General features: G+C 43.9%; 14 protein-coding genes and 2 pseudogenes. 6 read left to right on the top strand and 10 right to left on the bottom strand.

Features of this window, described 5'->3' with window-relative positions; all coding sequences use genetic code 11:
- Positions 1-320: 320 nt before the first annotated feature.
- From KO473_RS16200 to KO473_RS16165, 8 genes are all read right to left on the bottom strand, one after another.
- The gene (locus KO473_RS16200; RefSeq protein WP_122130392.1) at positions 321-1760 is read right to left on the bottom strand and encodes an ATP-binding protein; all 1440 of its coding nucleotides are present in this window, start codon (positions 1758-1760) and stop codon (positions 321-323) included.
- Between the two features lie 26 nt (positions 1761-1786).
- Entirely contained in the window at positions 1787-2914 is a 1128-nt protein-coding gene (locus KO473_RS16195) for a sensor protein KdpD (protein WP_005823057.1), read from the bottom strand.
- Positions 2915-3008: 94 nt separating this feature from the next.
- The gene (locus KO473_RS16190; protein WP_005823055.1) at positions 3009-3758 is read right to left on the bottom strand and encodes a hypothetical protein; all 750 of its coding nucleotides are present in this window, start codon (positions 3756-3758) and stop codon (positions 3009-3011) included.
- A 2-nt stretch (positions 3759-3760) separates the two neighbouring features.
- The gene (locus KO473_RS16185; protein WP_005778797.1) at positions 3761-4342 is read right to left on the bottom strand and encodes a K(+)-transporting ATPase subunit C; all 582 of its coding nucleotides are present in this window, start codon (positions 4340-4342) and stop codon (positions 3761-3763) included.
- Positions 4343-4353: 11 nt separating this feature from the next.
- Complete coding sequence (kdpB, locus tag KO473_RS16180; RefSeq protein ID WP_122130393.1) at positions 4354-6402, bottom strand: potassium-transporting ATPase subunit KdpB; 2049 nt, start codon at positions 6400-6402, stop codon at positions 4354-4356.
- 21 nt (positions 6403-6423) lie between these two features.
- The gene (kdpA, locus tag KO473_RS16175) at positions 6424-8130 is read right to left on the bottom strand and encodes a potassium-transporting ATPase subunit KdpA (protein WP_005823051.1); all 1707 of its coding nucleotides are present in this window, start codon (positions 8128-8130) and stop codon (positions 6424-6426) included.
- A 14-nt stretch (positions 8131-8144) separates the two neighbouring features.
- Complete coding sequence (gene kdpF, locus KO473_RS23825; protein ID WP_080546244.1) at positions 8145-8225, bottom strand: K(+)-transporting ATPase subunit F; 81 nt, start codon at positions 8223-8225, stop codon at positions 8145-8147.
- A 347-nt stretch (positions 8226-8572) separates the two neighbouring features.
- On the bottom strand, positions 8573-9922 hold the full coding sequence (locus KO473_RS16165; RefSeq protein WP_005810686.1) for a sigma-54 dependent transcriptional regulator: 1350 nt from the start codon (positions 9920-9922) through the stop codon (positions 8573-8575).
- A gap of 306 nt (positions 9923-10228) precedes the next feature.
- Here KO473_RS16165 and KO473_RS16160 point away from each other — a divergent pair, with 306 nt between their 5' ends.
- From KO473_RS16160 to KO473_RS16150, 4 genes and pseudogenes are all read left to right on the top strand, one after another.
- Positions 10229-11638 (top strand): aspartate kinase, encoded by a 1410-nt coding sequence (locus KO473_RS16160; protein WP_122130394.1) that lies wholly within the window; start codon positions 10229-10231, stop codon positions 11636-11638.
- A 205-nt stretch (positions 11639-11843) separates the two neighbouring features.
- Positions 11844-13515 (top strand): annotated as a pseudogene (locus KO473_RS16155) (FAD-dependent oxidoreductase); the annotation flags it as partial.
- A gap of 80 nt (positions 13516-13595) precedes the next feature.
- Positions 13596-14324: pseudogene (locus KO473_RS23820) on the top strand (DsrE/DsrF/DrsH-like family protein); the annotation flags it as partial.
- Positions 14325-14333: 9 nt separating this feature from the next.
- Entirely contained in the window at positions 14334-14684 is a 351-nt protein-coding gene (locus KO473_RS16150) for a MarR family winged helix-turn-helix transcriptional regulator (protein ID WP_005778808.1), read from the top strand.
- A gap of 148 nt (positions 14685-14832) precedes the next feature.
- On the opposite strand, the gene KO473_RS16145 is transcribed toward KO473_RS16150, so the two are convergent.
- Complete coding sequence (locus KO473_RS16145; protein ID WP_005778810.1) at positions 14833-16131, bottom strand: S28 family serine protease; 1299 nt, start codon at positions 16129-16131, stop codon at positions 14833-14835.
- Between the two features lie 176 nt (positions 16132-16307).
- Between KO473_RS16145 and KO473_RS16140 the strand changes: the two genes are divergently transcribed.
- Positions 16308-16940: a DUF4136 domain-containing protein gene (locus tag KO473_RS16140; protein WP_005778812.1), complete on the top strand. Its 633-nt coding sequence runs from the start codon at positions 16308-16310 to the stop codon at positions 16938-16940.
- Positions 16941-16957: 17 nt separating this feature from the next.
- Positions 16958-17584: a porin family protein gene (locus KO473_RS16135; protein ID WP_005778814.1), complete on the top strand. Its 627-nt coding sequence runs from the start codon at positions 16958-16960 to the stop codon at positions 17582-17584.
- A 116-nt stretch (positions 17585-17700) separates the two neighbouring features.
- Here the strand turns inward: KO473_RS16135 and KO473_RS16130 are convergent, their stop codons facing one another.
- Positions 17701-19161, bottom strand: a complete 1461-nt coding sequence (locus tag KO473_RS16130) for an arylsulfatase (protein WP_005778816.1) — start codon at positions 19159-19161, stop codon at positions 17701-17703.
- Positions 19162-19183 lie beyond the last annotated feature (22 nt).

Genomic DNA, 19183 nt, shown 5'->3' with positions numbered 1-19183 from the left:
GCAATTCAAAAGCCATAAAATATTTTATAAAAATGGAGAAATCCGTCTTGAATGAATTTATAATAAACTCCTAAGAAACATCAATACTACACATTTAACGGGCAAGGTTCTGTTTATGAGAATAGCACTCTGTACCAGAGATATCAAGTTTACAGGCTCCTTTATAGTAATCAGTCTCTATACTTGACAACATAGTCAATATGGAATACATAGATCTAATCCACTTCTAATCAATATATCACCAAAAATAATAAAAAGCCTTGTGATATAAAGATATTATAAGTTGATTCTTTAGAAAAAACATATTATTTCCTACATTATCAAGCCTTCAGCCTTATCACAAAGCAACTTCCCTTACCAGGTTCGCTCTGTACCGTCAACGTACCTCCATGTGCTTCTACAAAGTCTTTTGAGATAGACAATCCTAAACCACTCCCCTGCACCTTGGTGCCCGGCACACGGAAATAACGATCAAAAATACTTTGGTGATATCGCGGATCAATACCCTTCCCAAAGTCCTGGACATAGAGTTCGATATACTCCTTTTCACGCCGTGCACCAATCACCACCCGTCCATTCTCTTTAGAATAGCGGATTGCATTGCTCAAAAGATTAGTAAGCACCCAAGCTATCTTTTCACTATCCACAAATAACTTAGGTATCTTCTCTTCAGGGTACTCCACTTCTATCTGTATATTGAATTTATCGGCTTGTACCCGATTGGCCTTAATGGCATATTCAATCAGTTCGATAGGTTTTGTAATTTTCGGCATCATCTGAAGTTTACCGGCTTCCACCTGAGTCATATTCAGTAATTCTCCGGTAATATCAAGCAAACGTTGGCTGTTATCCTTTATATTCTTTGACAGCTGTTCTTGTTCTCCATTCAGAACTCCTACCCTCTTGTCTTCCAATAGCTGAAGGCTCATCATAATGGCAGAAATGGGGGTCTTCAGTTCGTGAGAAATAGTGGAAATGAAGGTTGTTTTTGCCGAATCGAGTTCCTTAAATTCTGTGATATTTTTCAGCAAAATGACGTCTCCCAAATTACGGGCTTCTCCTTTTTCTGCCTCTGCATTCTCAATCGGGATATAAAAAGCCTGGAAATAACTTTCTTTATTATCCGCATAGATTTTCAAGGGTTCATTCTTTTCGCCGGGAGTCACCAGTTCACGTATCAGTCTGCGCAGCAGATCATTCTTCAAAGAAAGTTCCTCAGCCGAGTGTCTAATCACATTCTCACGCTTCATATTGAGCACATTCAGTGCTTCATTATTAATAAAAAGAATTTCCCGTTCGGTATTCAGCCCGATAATCGGTTCATGAATGCTGTTAACAACGGCTTCAAGAAACTTTTTTGCAGAAAGAATATCAGCTAATGTGCTATCACGATATTCTGTCAGTTTCTCTGCCATGCGGTTAAAACTATCGGAGACCTCCCTAAATTCTTCATATCCCTTCATGTCCAATCTCTTTTCATAATTATGATTGGCTATTTCCAGAATACCACGAGTCAGTTCCTTTATCGGTCTATTAATGGAGCGGGGTAGCCAAACAAGCAGGACCAACCCCGTCAGGATACAAATTCCACCCGTTATGGAAATCCATAAAAGAGCACGTTCCAGAGCAGGCATGGCAACCGGACTGTCAGGTTCCGTAGCTGTCAAAATCTGAAGATTAACCACTGAAAGTGTTACCAGTAAAATGATCATTCCGGCCAATATTCCAATGCCGAAAAGTAATTTGGTTTTTATATTCATAATCGATAATGAGACTAAATCATTTTTTATGCAAGTATAATCAAATCTACGTTCGCTTGTGCCAGATTATTTAAAAATCTGCGATATTTCAATATTCCGCACACAGCGCCGGGCAATCGGAGGAAAGGGGATCCCATACAAACAGTGGATATTTGTTTCTCTTTGCAAACCTGTACAATGCTCTGCAATACATCTCTCGACTGCACCTGAACCACTTCTCCCCCCAACTCTGTCACCAGTTTGAAATGATTCAGCAAATGACGCTGACTGGCCAGATCGATACGCTCCATGCTCTCTTTGGGAGTCTGTACATAGAGTGCTACAAACGAGGTGTTGTACCGGGTAGCCAAACGGGCTGCTTTCCGTATAATACGCCGGGGAGCCTTTTCCTGACTACTGATGCAAGCCATAAATTTTTCATGACGAACCCCAAGGCCAATGCTCATCACAACTTCATTTTCCACTTTCTTCTCTACTCGCAATGCGACCTCTTTCAAGGCCAATTCACGGAGTTGCAAAATGTTTTCAGTCTTAAAAAAGTTATTGAGTGCGGTCTGAATCTTCTCCGCTTTATATATCTTCCCCGCTTTAAGCCTGGTAATCAGTTCTTCGGCTGTGAGGTCAATATTCACGACCTCGTCAGCCTCTTGAAGTACGCTATCGGGGATACGTTCCCGAACTTCAATGCCTGCTATATCCTGCACTTCTTCGTTTACACTCTCAATGTGCTGGATATTGACTGCCGAAATCACATTAATGCCTTCATCGAGCAATGTCATCACATCCTGCCAACGTTTCTCATTTAGACTTCCTTCCACATTAGTATGTGCCAGCTCGTCCACTATCACAATTTCGGGATGAATACGGATAATCGCCTCCAAGTCCATCTCCTCAAGCTCTTTCCCTTTATAAAACAGTTTCCTACGCGGAATAACCGGCAAGCCTTCCAATACGGCCTCCGTTCCGGCACGCCCGTGTGTCTCAATATATCCTATCCGGACATCTACTCCACTATCAATCAAATCATGTGCTTCCTGAAGCATCCGGTAAGACTTGCCTACACCGGCAATCATACCGATGTAAACCTTGAACTTACCACGACGTGATTTCTTTATCAAATCGAGGAAATGCTGTACACTCTCTTCTCTATCCATATTTATTCATTTTTTATACTGCATAACCCGTAACAGTATCACTACTGCTACGGGCCGGCTAACAACTTCATGAGTTTTTAAGTTATATCTGATTTCACGGTTTTAAAGTGATACCAAACACCAAATGTGCATCTTCCATACGAGGATTCCAAACAGCCTGTGCAAATATAGGCAAAGCAAACGTATCATTGAATCTGATCCGGGTAGTTCCTTTCAAAGCAACATTGGTCACAGCAAATCCATCACAATTGTACTGAGGAGCCGCATAAGGGACAATACCGCAAGTTGCGTTCAGATCTACCATCTTTACACAGAAAGGATAATTAAACTCGACATAAGACGAGTAATTCTGTTTGCCTTCCGCATTCTTATCTTGTCCGGCAAACATGGTATACCATGCTATAGATAAAGGAAACTTTTCAGACTGGACGGCATAAGTAAGTCCTGCTTCAAAATGGTGAGCGGTTTCATGACTTTTAAAATTAAAGTATTTACGCGCTCCCTGTCCTGCCCACCATAAATCTGCAACTGAAAAAGTCAATCCGGAATTACCTAAAGTATAGGCAGCAGTCAAATCTATCTCTTTGGCAGCAGCTCCGGCCGAAGCGGAAGTCCCGTCAAAATCTGTAGATCCCCATGCCGTCAGCGAAAAGCCTCCGGCACTGAAACCCAGAGTCGGCTGAATACTGACCCCTGTCTGATACATTCCACGCCAAATGTAAGAGCTTACCAGATCGCCCTGAACATTGAACTGTTGAGCATTTGCATTTATGCCTCCCCAAAAACACATAGCCACAAGTGCCAGTGATGTTAAAATCGTGTTTTTATTTATAATATTTCTCATATTCATTTCCTGTTTACTTTTGTCTCTTCAAGAGCTATATTCAATTTTAATACATTTACTTTCTCGGTTCCGAATACCCCTAACAATGGTTTTTCCACTGCCTTATCTACAATCCTTCTGACTTCCTCTACATCCATTCCTCGTGCTTGAGCGACCCTTTTTACCTGCACATAAGCACTCTGAGGAGTGATATCGGGGTCCAGTCCCGAACCACTGGCCGTCACCATTTCGGCAGGCACATCTTTACGGGACAAGTATGGATGGTGAACCAGGAAAGTGTCGATACGGGATTTCACTTCTGCCAGATATTCCGGATTGGTAGGCCCTTTATTACTACCAGATGAACTGGTTGCATCATAACCGTCACCTGCACATGAAGGGCGTCCCCAAAAGTAAATATCCTCCGTAAATTTTTGTCCGACATTGGCGGCACCGACCACTTTACCGTTCAATGTCACCACCTCCGCATTACCCTGATTGGGACCGGCTACCCGAGCAAACAACCATAACACGAGAATATAGAACACTGAGAAGAATACACAAAACACAAGCGTTATCTTGATAGATTTTAATAATGTTTTCATTGTTTGAATATTTAGAAGAATAAACTGACTACCAAATCGATTAACTTGATTCCGACAAAGGGAACTATCACCCCTCCTAACCCATAAATCAGCAGGTTACGACGAAGTAGTGCCGATGCTCCGATCGGTTTATACTGTACTCCTTTCAAAGCCAATGGAATTAAGATCGGAATAATAATAGCATTGAAAATAACAGCCGAAAGGATCGCACTTTCCGGACTGTGCAGATTCATGACATTAAGTGCACCGAGTTCTGGAATAGCCACCATAAACAGGGCAGGCACAATAGCAAAGTATTTGGCCACATCGTTTGCAATAGAGAAAGTTGTTAACGTACCGCGAGTCATCAGCAGTTGCTTTCCGATTTCCACAATCTCTATCAACTTCGTCGGATCGTTATCAAGGTCGACCATATTACCGGCTTCCTTGGCCGCCTGGGTACCACTGTTCATTGCCACACCGACATTAGCCTGTGCCAGCGCAGGAGCATCATTCGTTCCGTCGCCCATCATAGCCACCAACTTACCTGACTGTTGTTCCTTACGGATATATTCCATCTTATCTTCGGGTTTTGCCTCGGCGATGAAATCATCTACTCCTGCCTTCTCTGCAATGTATTTAGCGGTCAGGGGATTGTCACCGGTCACCATCACCGTTTTCACTCCCATCTTTCTCAAGCGCTCAAAACGCTCCTGAATTCCCGGTTTGATGATATCCTGCAACTCAATAACCCCTGTTACCTTCTGGTCGACACACACTACCAGCGGTGTACCGCCATTACCCGAAATTTCAGCTATCACTTCTTCTATTTCTTTCGGAAATTTATTTCCTGCAGCCTCCGTTATTTTACGGATTGTATCGAAAGCCCCTTTACGGATTTGTGTACCATCGGACAAATCAACCCCCGAACATTTGGTTTCGGCAGTGAACTGAATCATGCGTGCACCGGTCGTATTAAGACTCCGCATGCGTACCCCCGATTCACGTCCTAACTCTACGATGGACTTACCTTCAGGCGTTTCATCTGAGAGGGAAGCCAGCAGACAGGTCGTAATAAACTCACGCGGACCGACTCCCGGTGCCGAATGGAATTTTGTCGCTCTACGATTACCAATCGTAATGGTACCCGTTTTATCTAACAGCAGAGTATCAATGTCACCTGCCGTCTCAACAGCCTTGCCCGATTTCGTAATCACATTGGCACGCAGTGCACGATCCATACCGGCAATACCGATTGCAGAAAGCAGTCCCCCGATAGTAGTCGGAATCAAACAGACAAACAGAGAAAGAATAGCTGCGATCGAGATGGCCGTTCCAGGATGCTCAAGACTGGTATAATCAGCAAACGGAATCAGAGTGACGCAAACGATGACAAACACAAGTGTAAAACCGGCCAACAGAATGGTCAAAGCTATCTCGTTCGGTGTCTTTTGTCGGCTGGCACCTTCTACCAAAGCAATCATTTTGTCGAGAAAACTTTCACCGGGCTGTTGTGTCACCAATACCTTGATGTGATCCGAAAGCACTTTAGTTCCACCGGTCACCGAACTCTTATCTCCACCTGCTTCACGAATCACAGGAGCAGATTCACCGGTAATGGCACTTTCATCAATCGAAGCCAATCCTTCGATAATCTCTCCATCGGCAGGAATCGTATCGCCTGCCTCACACACAAAAATATCTCCCTTTTTCAGCATTGAACTGCTCACCGTCTGAATCTTGTCACCCATCACCAGTCTGGCAGGAGTTTCCTCACGTGTCTTACGCAGGCTATCCGCTTGTGCTTTGCCACGGGCTTCGGCTATCGCTTCGGCAAAATTGGCAAACAACAAAGTGATAAACAAAATCAGGAATACACACAAATTATATCCGAAAGCACCATACTCCGGAGTGAACAGAGAGAACACCGTCACCACCAACATAATAAAGGTAACTATCTCTACTGTAAACATGATCGGATTCTTTACCATCATTCGCGGATTTAACTTCACAAACGATTGCTTGATACTTTCCATTACTTGCTCCTTTTGAAACATAGAAGCTGACATTTTATTTTTCATAACTATATTATCCTGCTATTCTTATAAACTTAAATGTTCGGCAATCGTACTTAATGCATGCACAGGGAAGAAAGACAAGGCTGCAACGATAAAGATAACAGCAAAAGTCATCATGGCAAAAGTCGCAGTATCCGTTTTCAATGTACCGGCACTTTCGGGAATAAACTTTTTCTGTGCCAAAAGTCCCGCAATGGCTACCTGACCGATAATTGGAATAAAACGGCTCAGGATAAGCACAATCCCACATGTCCAGTTCCAAAAGTAAGTATTATCACCCAACCCCTCAAAACCGGAACCATTGTTGGCTGCCGAAGAGGTATATTCATAGAGTTGTTCGCTGAGCCCGTGGAAACCGAGGTTATTCAACCAGCCTCCTTCACTCTCTACAAAATCGGGATGATGTGTATAAACGTAACTTGAAATAGCAGTAAACACAAGGATAACAAACGGATGGAGCAAAGCAACGAGAGTTGCAATCTTCATCTCCCGGGCTTCTACCTTCTTTCCCAGAAACTCAGGTGTACGTCCCACCATCAAGCCACTGATAAACACGGCCATAATAATGAAAGTATAATAATTCATCCATCCGACACCGACACCACCAAACCAAGTGTTAATCTGCATATTCAGCATTTCGACCATTCCACTGAGCGGCATAGTCGAATCGTGCATGCCATTGACTGATCCGTTAGAGGTAACCGTTGTAGTAACACTCCACAATGCTGTGGCTCCGGCCCCAAGCCTTACCTCCTTGCCTTCCATCGCACCATGATCCTGAGCAACTCCCATCTCATCGATACGTGGATTACCTCCCATTTCCTGCTGAACATTAATGAAAACTCCGGCCAGATAAGCAAACAGCATCACTCCAAAGATGCTATATCCCAACTTTCTGCGATTGGTATAGAAGCCCAAAGCCAACGCCATTGCCATCGGAATGATCAAGATTGACCAGCATTCAACCATATTAGTCAGATAAGTAGGGTTCTCCAGCGGATGTGAAGAATTAACCCCGAAGTAACCGCCACCATTGGTTCCCAGTTGTTTAATAGGGATAATTGCAGCCGCAGGTCCTTGCGATACCATCTGCTCCTGTCCCTCCAGGGTAGTCACCTTCATCTTACCATCAAATCCCATCGGTGTTCCCTGCAAAATCAGGACGAAACCGACAATCAACGAAAGAGGTAATAAAATACGTGTACAGCTTATTACCAGGAAATGCCAGAAGTTACCTATTGTTCTGGTGGATTTGGCAGCCATACTTTTCATGATACCGGCCATAGCGGCCATCCCTGTAGCAGCAGTGATAAATTGGAACAGCATAATAACGAACAGCTGGGTAAAATAAGTCAATCCGCTCTCACCACTATAATGTTGCAAATTGCAGTTTACCATGAAACTGATGCAGGTATTGAATGCTTGATCGGGTGTCTGAGGTCCGTTACCATCGGGATTGAGTGGCAGCCAACCTTGTGATACCAGCAGTACCATTCCCCATACAAACCAGAAGGCATTCAAAATCAACAAGGCTTTGAGAAACTGTTTCCAATTCATCTCCTCTTGCGGATTTATACCGCATATCTTATAAATCACTCGCTCTACAGGAGCCATAAAGTCCGACCAAGTCTTCTCTCCCTTATAAACCCGGGCTATGTAACGTCCCAACGGATAAGCTAAGACCACCATTAGGACGATTTGCACCGCCACTCCTAAAATTTCTGTATTCATTGCTTTACTTCCAATTAAAACTTCTCAGGCCGAATGAGCACATACGCCAAATAGCCGAAAAGTGTAATACTTATTACAAATAGTGTTGTGTACATAAACTTAATTCTCCTCTCTCTTTAAATTGTTTCAAACCAATCGACACATTTCCAAAACAGCCAGAAGCAGACGATGCCGCTCAACAGGCAGAAAATAAATGAAACTGTTATTCCCATGTTCTTTACCTTTTAATTAGAATGTTTATATTTCTGTTTTACCTGAAACAATTAATGCCAAATGTGTGCCAAAAATGAAGAGAGTTAGCATAATCAACTAACATACAGACAGATAAAACAAATAGGGTATCCTCGTCAGTGCAAGGATACCCTATCATTTTGAAAAGGTATGTTTTATTTTGAAAGGGAGAAAAGCATAAACCCGGGCAAGCAAGTATATTCCTGTCCGCTCAACTGCCAAGTTTATATTCTTCTATTTTCCGATATAAGGTAGTTAATCCGATTTTCAGCAAACGTGCCGCTTCAGTCTTATTCCCTTTGGTATGCTCCAATACCCTGGCAATATGCCTGCGTTCCATGGCTGAAAGTTCAAAGCTGCCCGGCATTCCTTCATCAGACTTTTCATAATGGCTGTTCTGTATTTCAAGCGGAAGGTCGTCTACATCCAAACAATCACCCTCACAGACAATCAGACTTCGTTCGATGGCATTACGCAATTCGCGGATATTGCCTTTCCACGGTTGTTGACATAAAGCCTCAAGATAAGCAGGCGTAATAGTACCCACCGGATGTGAAAGCTTCTCCGAGAAAGAACGGACAAACGATTCAGCCAGAATCTTAATATCCCCCGTACGTTCACGCAGAGGCGGAAGATGTACCTGAAATACAGAAAGGCGATAGAACAAGTCCTCACGGAAGCGTCCGGCTGCTATCTCAGCAGGTAAATCCCGATTCGTAGCAGCAATGATGCGTACATTGATGCGGGTAGGCTTCGTATCTCCTATCTTGATATATTCACCGGTTTCGAGGATGCGCAATAGTTTGGCCTGCAATTCAAAAGCCATCTCACCAATCTCATCCAAAAAGATTGTTCCATTGTTGGCTTCCTCAAAAAGCCCCTTCTTATCTTTCAACGCACCGGTAAACGAACCCGCCTTATGCCCAAACATTTCACTCTCCAGCAACTCTTTACTGAATGAAGAGCAATTGACCGCTACAAAATTCTGCTGCGACCGCTTGCTGTTATAATGTATCGACTGGGCAAAGACCTCCTTTCCGGTCCCTGTTTCACCTGTCAGCAACACAGGGACATCAGTCACTGATACTTTACGTGCCAGTGACACCGCTTCTTTCAGTGCCTTCGATTCGCCAAGTATAGTGTCAAACGAATACATCAGTCCGACTTTTTTCTCAAGCTTATCCAAACGGATATTCATTCGCACTTTCTCTACAGCACGACTAATGAGAGGAATGATCTTATTATTATCATCTCCTTTTGTAATGTAATCGAAAGCTCCGTTCTTAATGGCCTGCACACCGTCGGGTATGTTACCATGAGCCGTCAGCAGGATGATTTCTACTCCGGGTGCTTTTTTCTTTATTTCCGTCACCAGGTCTACCCCGTTTCCATCCGGAAGAAATACGTCACACAAAGCCACGTCGGGCATTTGAAGTTCCAATTGTCTGAGCGCTGCCTTGCAATCGCCGGCCTGGCACACTTCATAACCTTCAAGTTCCATCATACGGGCCAGCAGACCACGAATCTGAACTTCGTCATCTATAATTAGAATTTTACTCATGTCTGATAAGTTAAAACGTGAACGGTAAAAAACAGGGTGTGCAAATATAATGGTTTTCTACTACAATGCAAATGATCGGACTGTGGAAAAAAACAACCTTCAATGGCATATACTTTGATCTTTCATTCATGACATAGCCCCTGAAAATTCATCTAATCTGCCTTACAAATAGTACAGCAGCGCTTTCAATGGGCAAGATACAGCCGGAACAGGTACTTATATTCCCTCCCATTTTGATAAAAACAACCTAAAATGGAAAGGGGTAACGAACAAAGAAAATATATCGTATAACTCAAAAACAAAAAAATGAAGATCTACAAATTCGGTAATATTCCCACTGGTTCAATCCGGGGAATGCAGGAAATGCTCCAACTGGTCAACGACAGTACACCCAAAATAATCGTTCTATCTGCCCCTACAGAAACTACGGAGCATCTAACGAAAATAGCAGCACATCTTTTCAGCAGAGATACAGAACGGGCGCATGACGAAATAAGCAAACTGGAATTCAGATTCATTGATTTCGCTAACGAACTATTCAACGACGAGTCGATCAAACAACAAGCTGTTGACTCCATCATCGACCGCTTCCGTACCCTATGGAACTTTACCCGGCAACGTTTTACATCGGTCGATGAAAAAGACATATTGTCGCAAGGAGAATTCATAAGCAGCATGCTGTCAAGCCTTTATTTGAAAGAACGGGGAATCAATAATCTATTGCTTAACAGTCTTGACTTTATGCGATTGACTCCGGAAGGAGAACCTGACTTGGAATACATCAATAAAAAACTGCACACATCCATGGAAGACAACAAACACATCAACGTGTTTCTTACCCAAGGACACCTCTGCCGGAATGCTTATGGCGAAACCTGTTTTCTCAAGCCGGGTGGAGACGATGCTTCTGCCACATTAATCGGAGCCGCCCTACGGACCGAAGAAATACGGCTATGGATAGGTGGTAATGGCATACACAGTTGTGATCCGCATTTCGTGAAACATCCGGCTATGGTTACACAACTCAGTTTCGACGAAGCCGAACGATTCGCCCATTGCGGAGGAACGGGATTCGATCCCTGCTGCATTTTCCCGGCAAGAGAAAGCAATATACCGATACGCCTGTTCTGTTCAATGGATCCCACGGAAAAGGGTACTCTGATTTCACACATACAGAGCGGAGAAAGTATAAAAACCATTACTGCCAGAGACGGTATTTGTTACATCAGATTCCAGTCGAACCGGACATTGCGTCCCTACTTGTTCATCAGCAAGATATTCGATGTTTTTGCAAAATACCACACTCCCCTGTGCCTTTTTACTTCGTCCGGCTCGGATGTATCCGTCGCCATCAACGATAAAGAACATCTACCAAATATCCTGCATGAGCTTTCGCGATACGCAACTACGGTAGTAAAGGACCGTATGTGCATCCTGTCGGTCATTGGAAACATACAATGGCAATATACCGGATTGGAGACCCGAATCCTAAACGCTCTGACAGCCATCCCGATTTTGATGATTTCTTATGGTAGTAATAATAACGACGTTTCTCTTGTTATCAAAGCAGAAGATAAGAAAGAGGCATTGCAACTACTGAACGATACCTTGTTTAAGCCTTCAGCTACAATGGTCTCTCATACATGTGCCCCGACATTAAACCGCAGTAAGTGGAACAACACGGACAAACCATCTTTTCTTCTAAAGAAAAGTTGACTAATATAGGGATATTGAGAATACGAATATCCTCATGTCTGTCCACAGATAATAACGGGATAAAAGAGCCGTCTTTTAAATCAACCATATCTCAGTAAGATAAGAGAGTGGATGCCGGATAATTTCCTGTACGTCCCATGAACCTTTTGAAGCCTATAAACGTTTATTTCCAAAGGAAACTATTTTAAAACGAAAACATATTCAAATGAAGATCATTATTATTGGAGGCGTAGCGGGAGGAGCTACTACTGCGGCTCGCATCAGACGTTCGGATGAAACAGCAGAAATCATCTTACTGGAAAAAGGAAAATATATATCTTATGCCAACTGCGGACTACCCTATTATATAGGTGACGTTATTGAAGACCGCGAGAAGTTATTCGTGCAAACGCCTGAGGCTTTCGGAGTACGTTTCAGAGTGGATGTACGTACCGAAAATGAAGTTATTTTTATAGATCGGAAAAAAAAGACAGTGACCGTCCGCCTTAAGAGTGAAGACACTTACGAGGAGAGTTATGACAAACTGTTAATATCCACCGGTGCATCTCCTGTACGCCCACCATTACCGGGCATTGACTCAAGCGGTATCTTTACTTTGCGGAATGTAGCAGACACCGACCGCATTAAAGCATACGTCAACAGTCGGCCTCCCCGCCGGGCTGTCGTGATCGGAGCCGGATTCATCGGACTGGAAATGGCAGAAAACCTGCATGCATTGGGAGCACAAGTATCTATTGTCGAGATGGGCAACCAGGTGATGGCACCCATCGACTTTTCAATGGCGGCACTGGTTCATCAGCATTTGATGGAGAAAGGTGTAAACTTATATCTGGAACAGGCTGTGGCTTCGTTCGAACAAGCAGGCAAAGAGGTGAAAGTGATCTTCAAAAACGGACAGTCTATTCCGGCGGATATTGTGATCCTCTCCATCGGTGTACGTCCGGAAACTACACTGGCACGGGCTGCCGGGCTTACAATCGGCGAAGCGGGTGGCATCGCAGTGAACGACAATTTGCAGACTTCCGATGAATCAATTTATGCCATCGGTGATGCCATTGAATTCCGCCATCCCATTACGGGCAAACCCTGGCTGAACTATCTTGCCGGACCGGCTAATCGCCAGGGACGTATCGTTGCCGACAATCTGCTGGGAGCGAAAATCTCTTATGAAGGAGCCATCGGTACATCCATCGCAAAAGTATTTGACATGACGGTAGCCTCTACCGGCCTTCCCGGCAAGCGGCTGAGACAAGCGGGCATCTCATACGCTTCTTCAACAACACATCCGACTTCACATGCAGGATACTATCCGAACGCTATGCCGATGAGTATCAAGATAACTTTCGATCCTCAAACAGGCAAGTTGTATGGCGGGCAAATTGTGGGATACGATGGTGTGGACAAGCGAATCGACGAACTCTCACTCGTCATCAAGCACGGGGGAACGATCTATGACCTGATGAAAGTGGAACAGGCATATGCCCCTCCTTTCTCTTCGGCAAAAGATCCTGTGGCTATTGCCGGTTATGTAGCCGAAAACATCATCCTTGGCAAAGTGAAACCCATATACTGGCGTGACCTGAGAGACATCGAACTGAAAAACGTATTCTTGCTGGACGTGCGTACACCGGATGAATTCGCACTGGGTTCGCTGCCGGGAGCGGTCAATATCCCGTTGGATGAAATACGCGACCGTATGGACGAAATACCTTCTGAGAAACCCATTTATACTTTCTGTGCCGTAGGGTTGAGAGGGTATCTCGCTTACCGTATCCTGATTCAGCATGGTTTCAAAGATGTATATAATCTTTGCGGCGGACTGAAAACATACCGTGCAGCTACTGCTCCTATCATCCTGCACGAAGATGAAGCAACGGAAAACATGTCTATTACTCAAGAAAGTCAGGTAAAGCAGCCTGCCTCTGCTGAAAAGATGCAGGCTGCACCCGTTGCAATGTCTAAAATCATCCGAGTGGATGCCTGCGGATTACAATGTCCGGGCCCAATCTTGAAAATGAAGAAAACAATGGATACACTCGCCCCGGGAGAACGAGTGGAAATTGTAGCTACAGACCCGGGATTCTCACGAGATGCCGCAGCATGGTGCAACTCGACCGGAAATAATTTCATCTCAAAAGAGAGTGCAGACGGGAAGTCGGTAGTAATTATTGAAAAAGGAGAGCCCAAAGCCTGTAGTCTCACTACAACGTGTGACAGCAAAGGAAAAACGTTGATTATGTTCAGCGACGATCTGGATAAGGCGCTTGCTACTTTCATCCTGGCCAACGGTGCGGCTGCGACCGGACAGAAAGTGACTATCTTCTTTACCTTCTGGGGACTGAATGTGATTAAGAAACTTCATAAACACAAGGTAGAGAAAGACGCTTTCGGCAAGATGTTCGGAATGATGTTACCATCGAGTTCACTGAAACTGAAGCTGTCGAAAATGAATATGGGAGGCATGGGCGGAAAGATGATGCGATACATCATGCACCGCAAGGGCATCGACTCACTGGAATCCCTGCGGCAACAGGCATTGGAAAACGGTGTGGAATTCATAGCCTGCCAGATGTCGATGGATGTCATGGGAGTGAAACGTGAAGAACTGCTCGACGAAGTTACGGTAGGTGGAGTAGCCACTTACATGGAGCGTGCCGATAATGCTAACATCAATTTGTTTATTTAATAAAGAAGTATGAATACAATATGTAAAATGCGCGATATCTACAAAGCTCTCTCTGTATTCGAAACAGCATTTGAGGAGATGTATGCAATATCGCTTAACGAAGCAATGGTGCTATGTGCGTTGCGCGAAGCCGGAAAAGAGATTACATCGACCGCCATATCCGAACGAACGGAAATGGCTCCGTCGCATACCTCGAAAGTCATCCGTGCGGTAGAAGATAAAGGACTCATCCGACGTGCATTGGGTGAAGTAGACAAACGTCAAATGTATTTCAGCCTGACAGAAGCGGGAAAGAAGCGTTTAGACGAACTGGACCTGGACAAAGTAGAGGTGCCGGAGATATTGAAACCGCTGATGTAAGTTTGTAACATCAGAGATCACCACAGATTACACTGATTATCTGTATGGGCAATAATCCAGTTGTTTTTCATCTGTATAAACTTGTGTAATCTGTGGTGAAAACGCCCCTGTAACTTTTCTATTCATTTACAGAAGGGTAAGAATGGAATCACTCTTCCAACCATTCTTTTATCAACTCGATAGCCTCCTCTTTCTCTTTTTGAGGTAAAGTGCCGATACGGGCCAAATGACTTCCGTCTGGTTGCACAAAGACATGAATATTCTTTTTTCCTTTCAGCCAAGTGACACCTGCTGCCGTCCATGGATCATTCTGCCCATAGATAAAGATCATCCTCGGATCATTTTTCTTTAGGAAATGAATTATTTTCCGGCTCAGAGTCTTATCAAACTTCATATTGCCGAGTTCTTCAGGAAGCATCAAACGCTTCAAGTAATCTTCACTGGTTTTAATGGTAAGATATTTTTTGAATGGACGGATATCATACCCATAATACCCCAACTCGCGGGCAGCTTGGACAAAGAAGGAAGTATTGGCACCCTCTTCCTCAAAATAAGACGGTTCGCTAATTGCAAGCAAATGTTTAAAGAGTTCGTCATCCGAGGCTGTAATTGCAGGAATCTGATCGACCGGGGTCCCCCATTGCCAGATAGAAAACGAATATTCGAGTACTGAATAATCATAAATCTCTTCTACAGGAACGCGGAATTTATATTTCTTTCCGGCACAATACTTCTCAAAACGAGGTAGCAAAGTAGGTTTACGCTTCAACACTTCCAACTGAAAATTCTCAATTTTCTCACGAGCCTCAGGAGTAGATACCATCTTTAAAAATGGTTCGTGACGCCCGTCTTCGACTCCATAGCAGAGTGGAGCCACATACGGAACAGAGATATCCACATCTTCGGGAAAGAAAGTCCGATAAAGCATCGCTGTCTGTCCTCCCTTACTGATGCCGGTAGCAATCCACTTACCGGGATAGATGGAGCGGAAAGCCTCGCGCACGGCATGTAAATCTTCAGCAGAGTTCTCGGCTGTCAGATATTGCCAATCTTTAGGAGTAGGAGTCGATTCGAGGAAATAGCGATACTCCACAAATATCATATTGGTATTAAATAGTTTTGATAGCTCTTCCCGGTAATTGATTCCCAAAGCATAAGAAGCGCCATAACCTTCGGTAACCATCACAGTAGGACGATCGAATCCGACATGGGAAACAATAACACGCTGACTGAAAGAGCCCTTCTCTGGATGATGATGATCTAACGGCTGGGTGAAATAAGCCACATATTTCTCAACAAACTCTGTAGATTCCAAGGGTTGGGTCTTGGTGATTTCGGTAATCTTACCCAACTTATCCAATAAAGTTGTTTGGGCGGATAGAGACAAAGATGTAGCAAGCAAAACGAGCCAAAGAGAAAATGTCTGGCAGATGCGTAGGTTCTTCATATTTATTTCGGTTTTAATTTTGTACAAAGATAGATCCTTCACCAAAGGCTCCAAGTAATCATACTGCATTTTAACATTATTCTTTGCGAACCTTTTAACAAGAGTCTTGTTATTTTCTGCAAACGCCTTAAGGTACCAGGGCAAGATTTTTTTAATAACCTAAACATTATAAAGATATGAAGAGATTAATTCCCATCTTATTGGCGGTCTTTGCATTCGCAGCTTGCGAAAAAGACCCTGACATGGACAAATTGGACAATGACTATTTGGTTTATACCAACTACGACAAGAAAGCTGACTTTAAACAGTTCAGCACGTACTACATCCCTGACAGCGTTCTCGTAATAGGAGATAAAAAAGATCCGGAATACTGGAAAGGTGAAGCAGCAGCAGCCATTATCAATGCATACAAAGATAACCTGAACAGCAAAGGTTTTGCTTATACTGACAATAAAGATGCTGCCGATCTGGGCGTGCAGATTAGTTACGTTCAGAGTACTTATTACTTTACCGACTACGGACAACCCGAATGGTGGTGGAACTATCCCGGCTATTGGGATGCACCTTACTGGGGTAACTGGGGCGGTTGGTACTATCCGTATGTTGTGAACTATAGCATTACAACCAACTCATTCCTGACTGAAATCATGAACCTGAAGGCTCCCGAAGGTGATAATCAGAAACTTCCGGTTCTGTGGAGCAGCTTCCTGAGCGGTCCTGCAAGCTATTCCGGCAAAGTGAACCAGACTCTGGTTGTTCGCGCAATCAATCAGTCGTTTGCACAGTCACCTTATCTCACTAACAAATAATTTAATTAAGAACCGTTATGAAAACAATGAAATATATTTCTCTTAGAGTACTGGCCATAGCGGCCCTTGCTCTGGCCTTTGCCATGCCGGCCAAGGCACAGTTATCAGATAATGGATACGCTAACGTGGACTGGCAGTTCAACGTGCCATTGAAAAATCACTTTGCCGATAAAGCCAGTGGATGGGGTATGAACTTCGAAGGCGGTTATTTTGTAACCCCTAACCTCGGACTGGGGCTCTTTATGAACTATAGCAGCAATCACGAATACTTCCCACGCGCAACTTTCCCTGTGGGCGAAGGAACCGTGAATACTGACCAGCAGCATACCATCTTCCAGTTACCTTTTGGTGCCGCCGCACGCTATCAGTTGAATCGTGGGGGAGCATGGCAGCCTTACTTTGGTGTCAAACTAGGTGCCAACTATGCGAAAGTACGTTCTAACTACAATATGTTCGAAACCCGCGACAATACTTGGGGATTTTACGTATCACCGGAACTCGGTCTGAACGTTTACCCTTGGGCATATGGCCCGGGCCTGCACATCGCTGTTTATTACAGCTATGCTACCAACAAAGCCAACGTGTTGACTTACAATGTAGACAAACTGAACAACTTCGGCTTCAGGGTAGGTCTTGCTTTCTAAAAAGAGCAGAGGTACCTGACTATATATATAAAGGGGCTGTTATATCACATAACAGCCCCTTCCTTTTAAAGCAATACATGCTTGCCTTTCATTTTGACAACTTTATCAATCACTATTTATCGAAATAAAGGCCAATTAGGATCTTCTGTATGAGCTTCTTTCATAATTGTCTTCAGCTCATCCGCTTTCTTGGGGAACAGGTTCAGCACGTTGTGTTTCTCTGACGGATCCGAAGCTAAATTATACAATTCGTAGTAGGGTTTGTTTCCACGTATATTCATATGAACGAGTTTCCAATCGCCTTTGCGGACAGCCTGGCGTCCGTTCATCTCAAGAAATTCAAAATAAAGATATTCGTGCTCTTTCTGCCCTTTGCGGTTTTGCAACAAAGGAAGTATGCTGACACCATCCATATTCCGAGTATCCACTTTCGGATCCAATACTTCCCTGAAAGTAGGCATCAAATCCCAGAATGAACACATGAAATCGGTTTCCGTATTTGGCTGTACACGTCCAGGCCACGATATAATCATAGGTACACGAATACCACCTTCATATACATCACGTTTGTATCCGCGCCAGATACCATTACTGTTAAAGAAATCCGGATCGGCACCGCCCTCCATGTGAGGACCATTATCACTTGAGAAAATAATAATGGTATTATCGTATACTCCCATATCTTTAAGTTTCTGTACAATCTGCCCTACGTACACATCCAACCGGTAAACCATTGCAGCAAAAGTAGCATGCGGATAGAACTGGGTACAATATCCCCCTTTACGAAAACCGGGACTGCCGGGCTCTGCTCCACGATAGGGTTTCTCCGGGTATTTCCCCCTGAACTTCTTGATAATACTATCTTCCGGTACTATCAGTTCGGCATGCGGGATAATAGTAGGATACCACATAAAGAACGGTTTATCTTTATCCTTAGCAGCTTCATCCAGGAAAGCTAATGCTTTAGAATGAATCAGATCCTGCGAATAAGTTCCCTTTCCGTATTGCACGTTTAAATTATTATCCGGCAAATCGACACGTTTATCATTATCCCACAAATGGTCGGGATAATAACTATGGGCGAGCAACTGGCAGTTATATCCGTAAAATTGATCGATTCCCTGTTTGTTAGGATCACCCGCCGAACCGATGTAGCCAAGCCCCCATTTGCCAAAGGCACCTGTACGATAACCTGCATTACGAAAATCATTAAAGATGGTCTGTGAGTTTTCCGGTAATGGGAATTGTCCTTCCGGAGCAAGCTCTTTGTTCCCGCGAATAGCTGTGTGCCCGCTATGGGTTCCGGTTATCAGGCACGAACGCGAGGGAGCACTAACCGTTGTTCCCGAGTAACATTGGGTGAAACGCATGCCATTCTGTGCCAATCGGTCGATATTAGGGGTTTCGAACTTCTCTTGCCCATAGCAACTCAAATCTCCGTACCCCAGGTCATCAGCCAGTATAAAAACAACGTTAGGGCGGGTTTGCCCCTGTGCTTTCTTTTTCTGTGCCAACGTTTGTTGTGTAGAAACCATCCCTACGAGCAATGCACTTCCGAGTAATAATTTCTGATTCATGATATGTATTTAAAGTTTTCAA

It is taken from the genome of Bacteroides sp. HF-4919, assembly GCF_018860125.1.
Note: the sequence above shows the minus strand (reverse complement) of the source record. Positions and strands in the feature narration are given on the sequence as shown.

Coding starts and splice junctions, on each gene's coding strand:
- KO473_RS16140 (WP_005778812.1), top strand. CDS start 16,308: ATGAAGAGATTAATTCCCATCTTATTGGCGGTCTTTGCATTCGCAGCT.
- KO473_RS16200 (WP_122130392.1), bottom strand. CDS start 1,760: ATGAATATAAAAACCAAATTACTTTTCGGCATTGGAATATTGGCCGGA.
- KO473_RS16160 (WP_122130394.1), top strand. CDS start 10,229: ATGAAGATCTACAAATTCGGTAATATTCCCACTGGTTCAATCCGGGGA.
- KO473_RS16195 (WP_005823057.1), bottom strand. CDS start 2,914: ATGGATAGAGAAGAGAGTGTACAGCATTTCCTCGATTTGATAAAGAAA.
- KO473_RS16190 (WP_005823055.1), bottom strand. CDS start 3,758: ATGAGAAATATTATAAATAAAAACACGATTTTAACATCACTGGCACTT.
- KO473_RS16165 (WP_005810686.1), bottom strand. CDS start 9,922: ATGAGTAAAATTCTAATTATAGATGACGAAGTTCAGATTCGTGGTCTG.
- KO473_RS16185 (WP_005778797.1), bottom strand. CDS start 4,342: ATGAAAACATTATTAAAATCTATCAAGATAACGCTTGTGTTTTGTGTA.
- kdpF (WP_080546244.1), bottom strand. CDS start 8,225: ATGTACACAACACTATTTGTAATAAGTATTACACTTTTCGGCTATTTG.
- KO473_RS16130 (WP_005778816.1), bottom strand. CDS start 19,161: ATGAATCAGAAATTATTACTCGGAAGTGCATTGCTCGTAGGGATGGTT.
- kdpA (WP_005823051.1), bottom strand. CDS start 8,130: ATGAATACAGAAATTTTAGGAGTGGCGGTGCAAATCGTCCTAATGGTG.
- KO473_RS16150 (WP_005778808.1), top strand. CDS start 14,334: ATGAATACAATATGTAAAATGCGCGATATCTACAAAGCTCTCTCTGTA.
- KO473_RS16145 (WP_005778810.1), bottom strand. CDS start 16,131: ATGAAGAACCTACGCATCTGCCAGACATTTTCTCTTTGGCTCGTTTTG.
- kdpB (WP_122130393.1), bottom strand. CDS start 6,402: ATGAAAAATAAAATGTCAGCTTCTATGTTTCAAAAGGAGCAAGTAATG.
- KO473_RS16135 (WP_005778814.1), top strand. CDS start 16,958: ATGAAAACAATGAAATATATTTCTCTTAGAGTACTGGCCATAGCGGCC.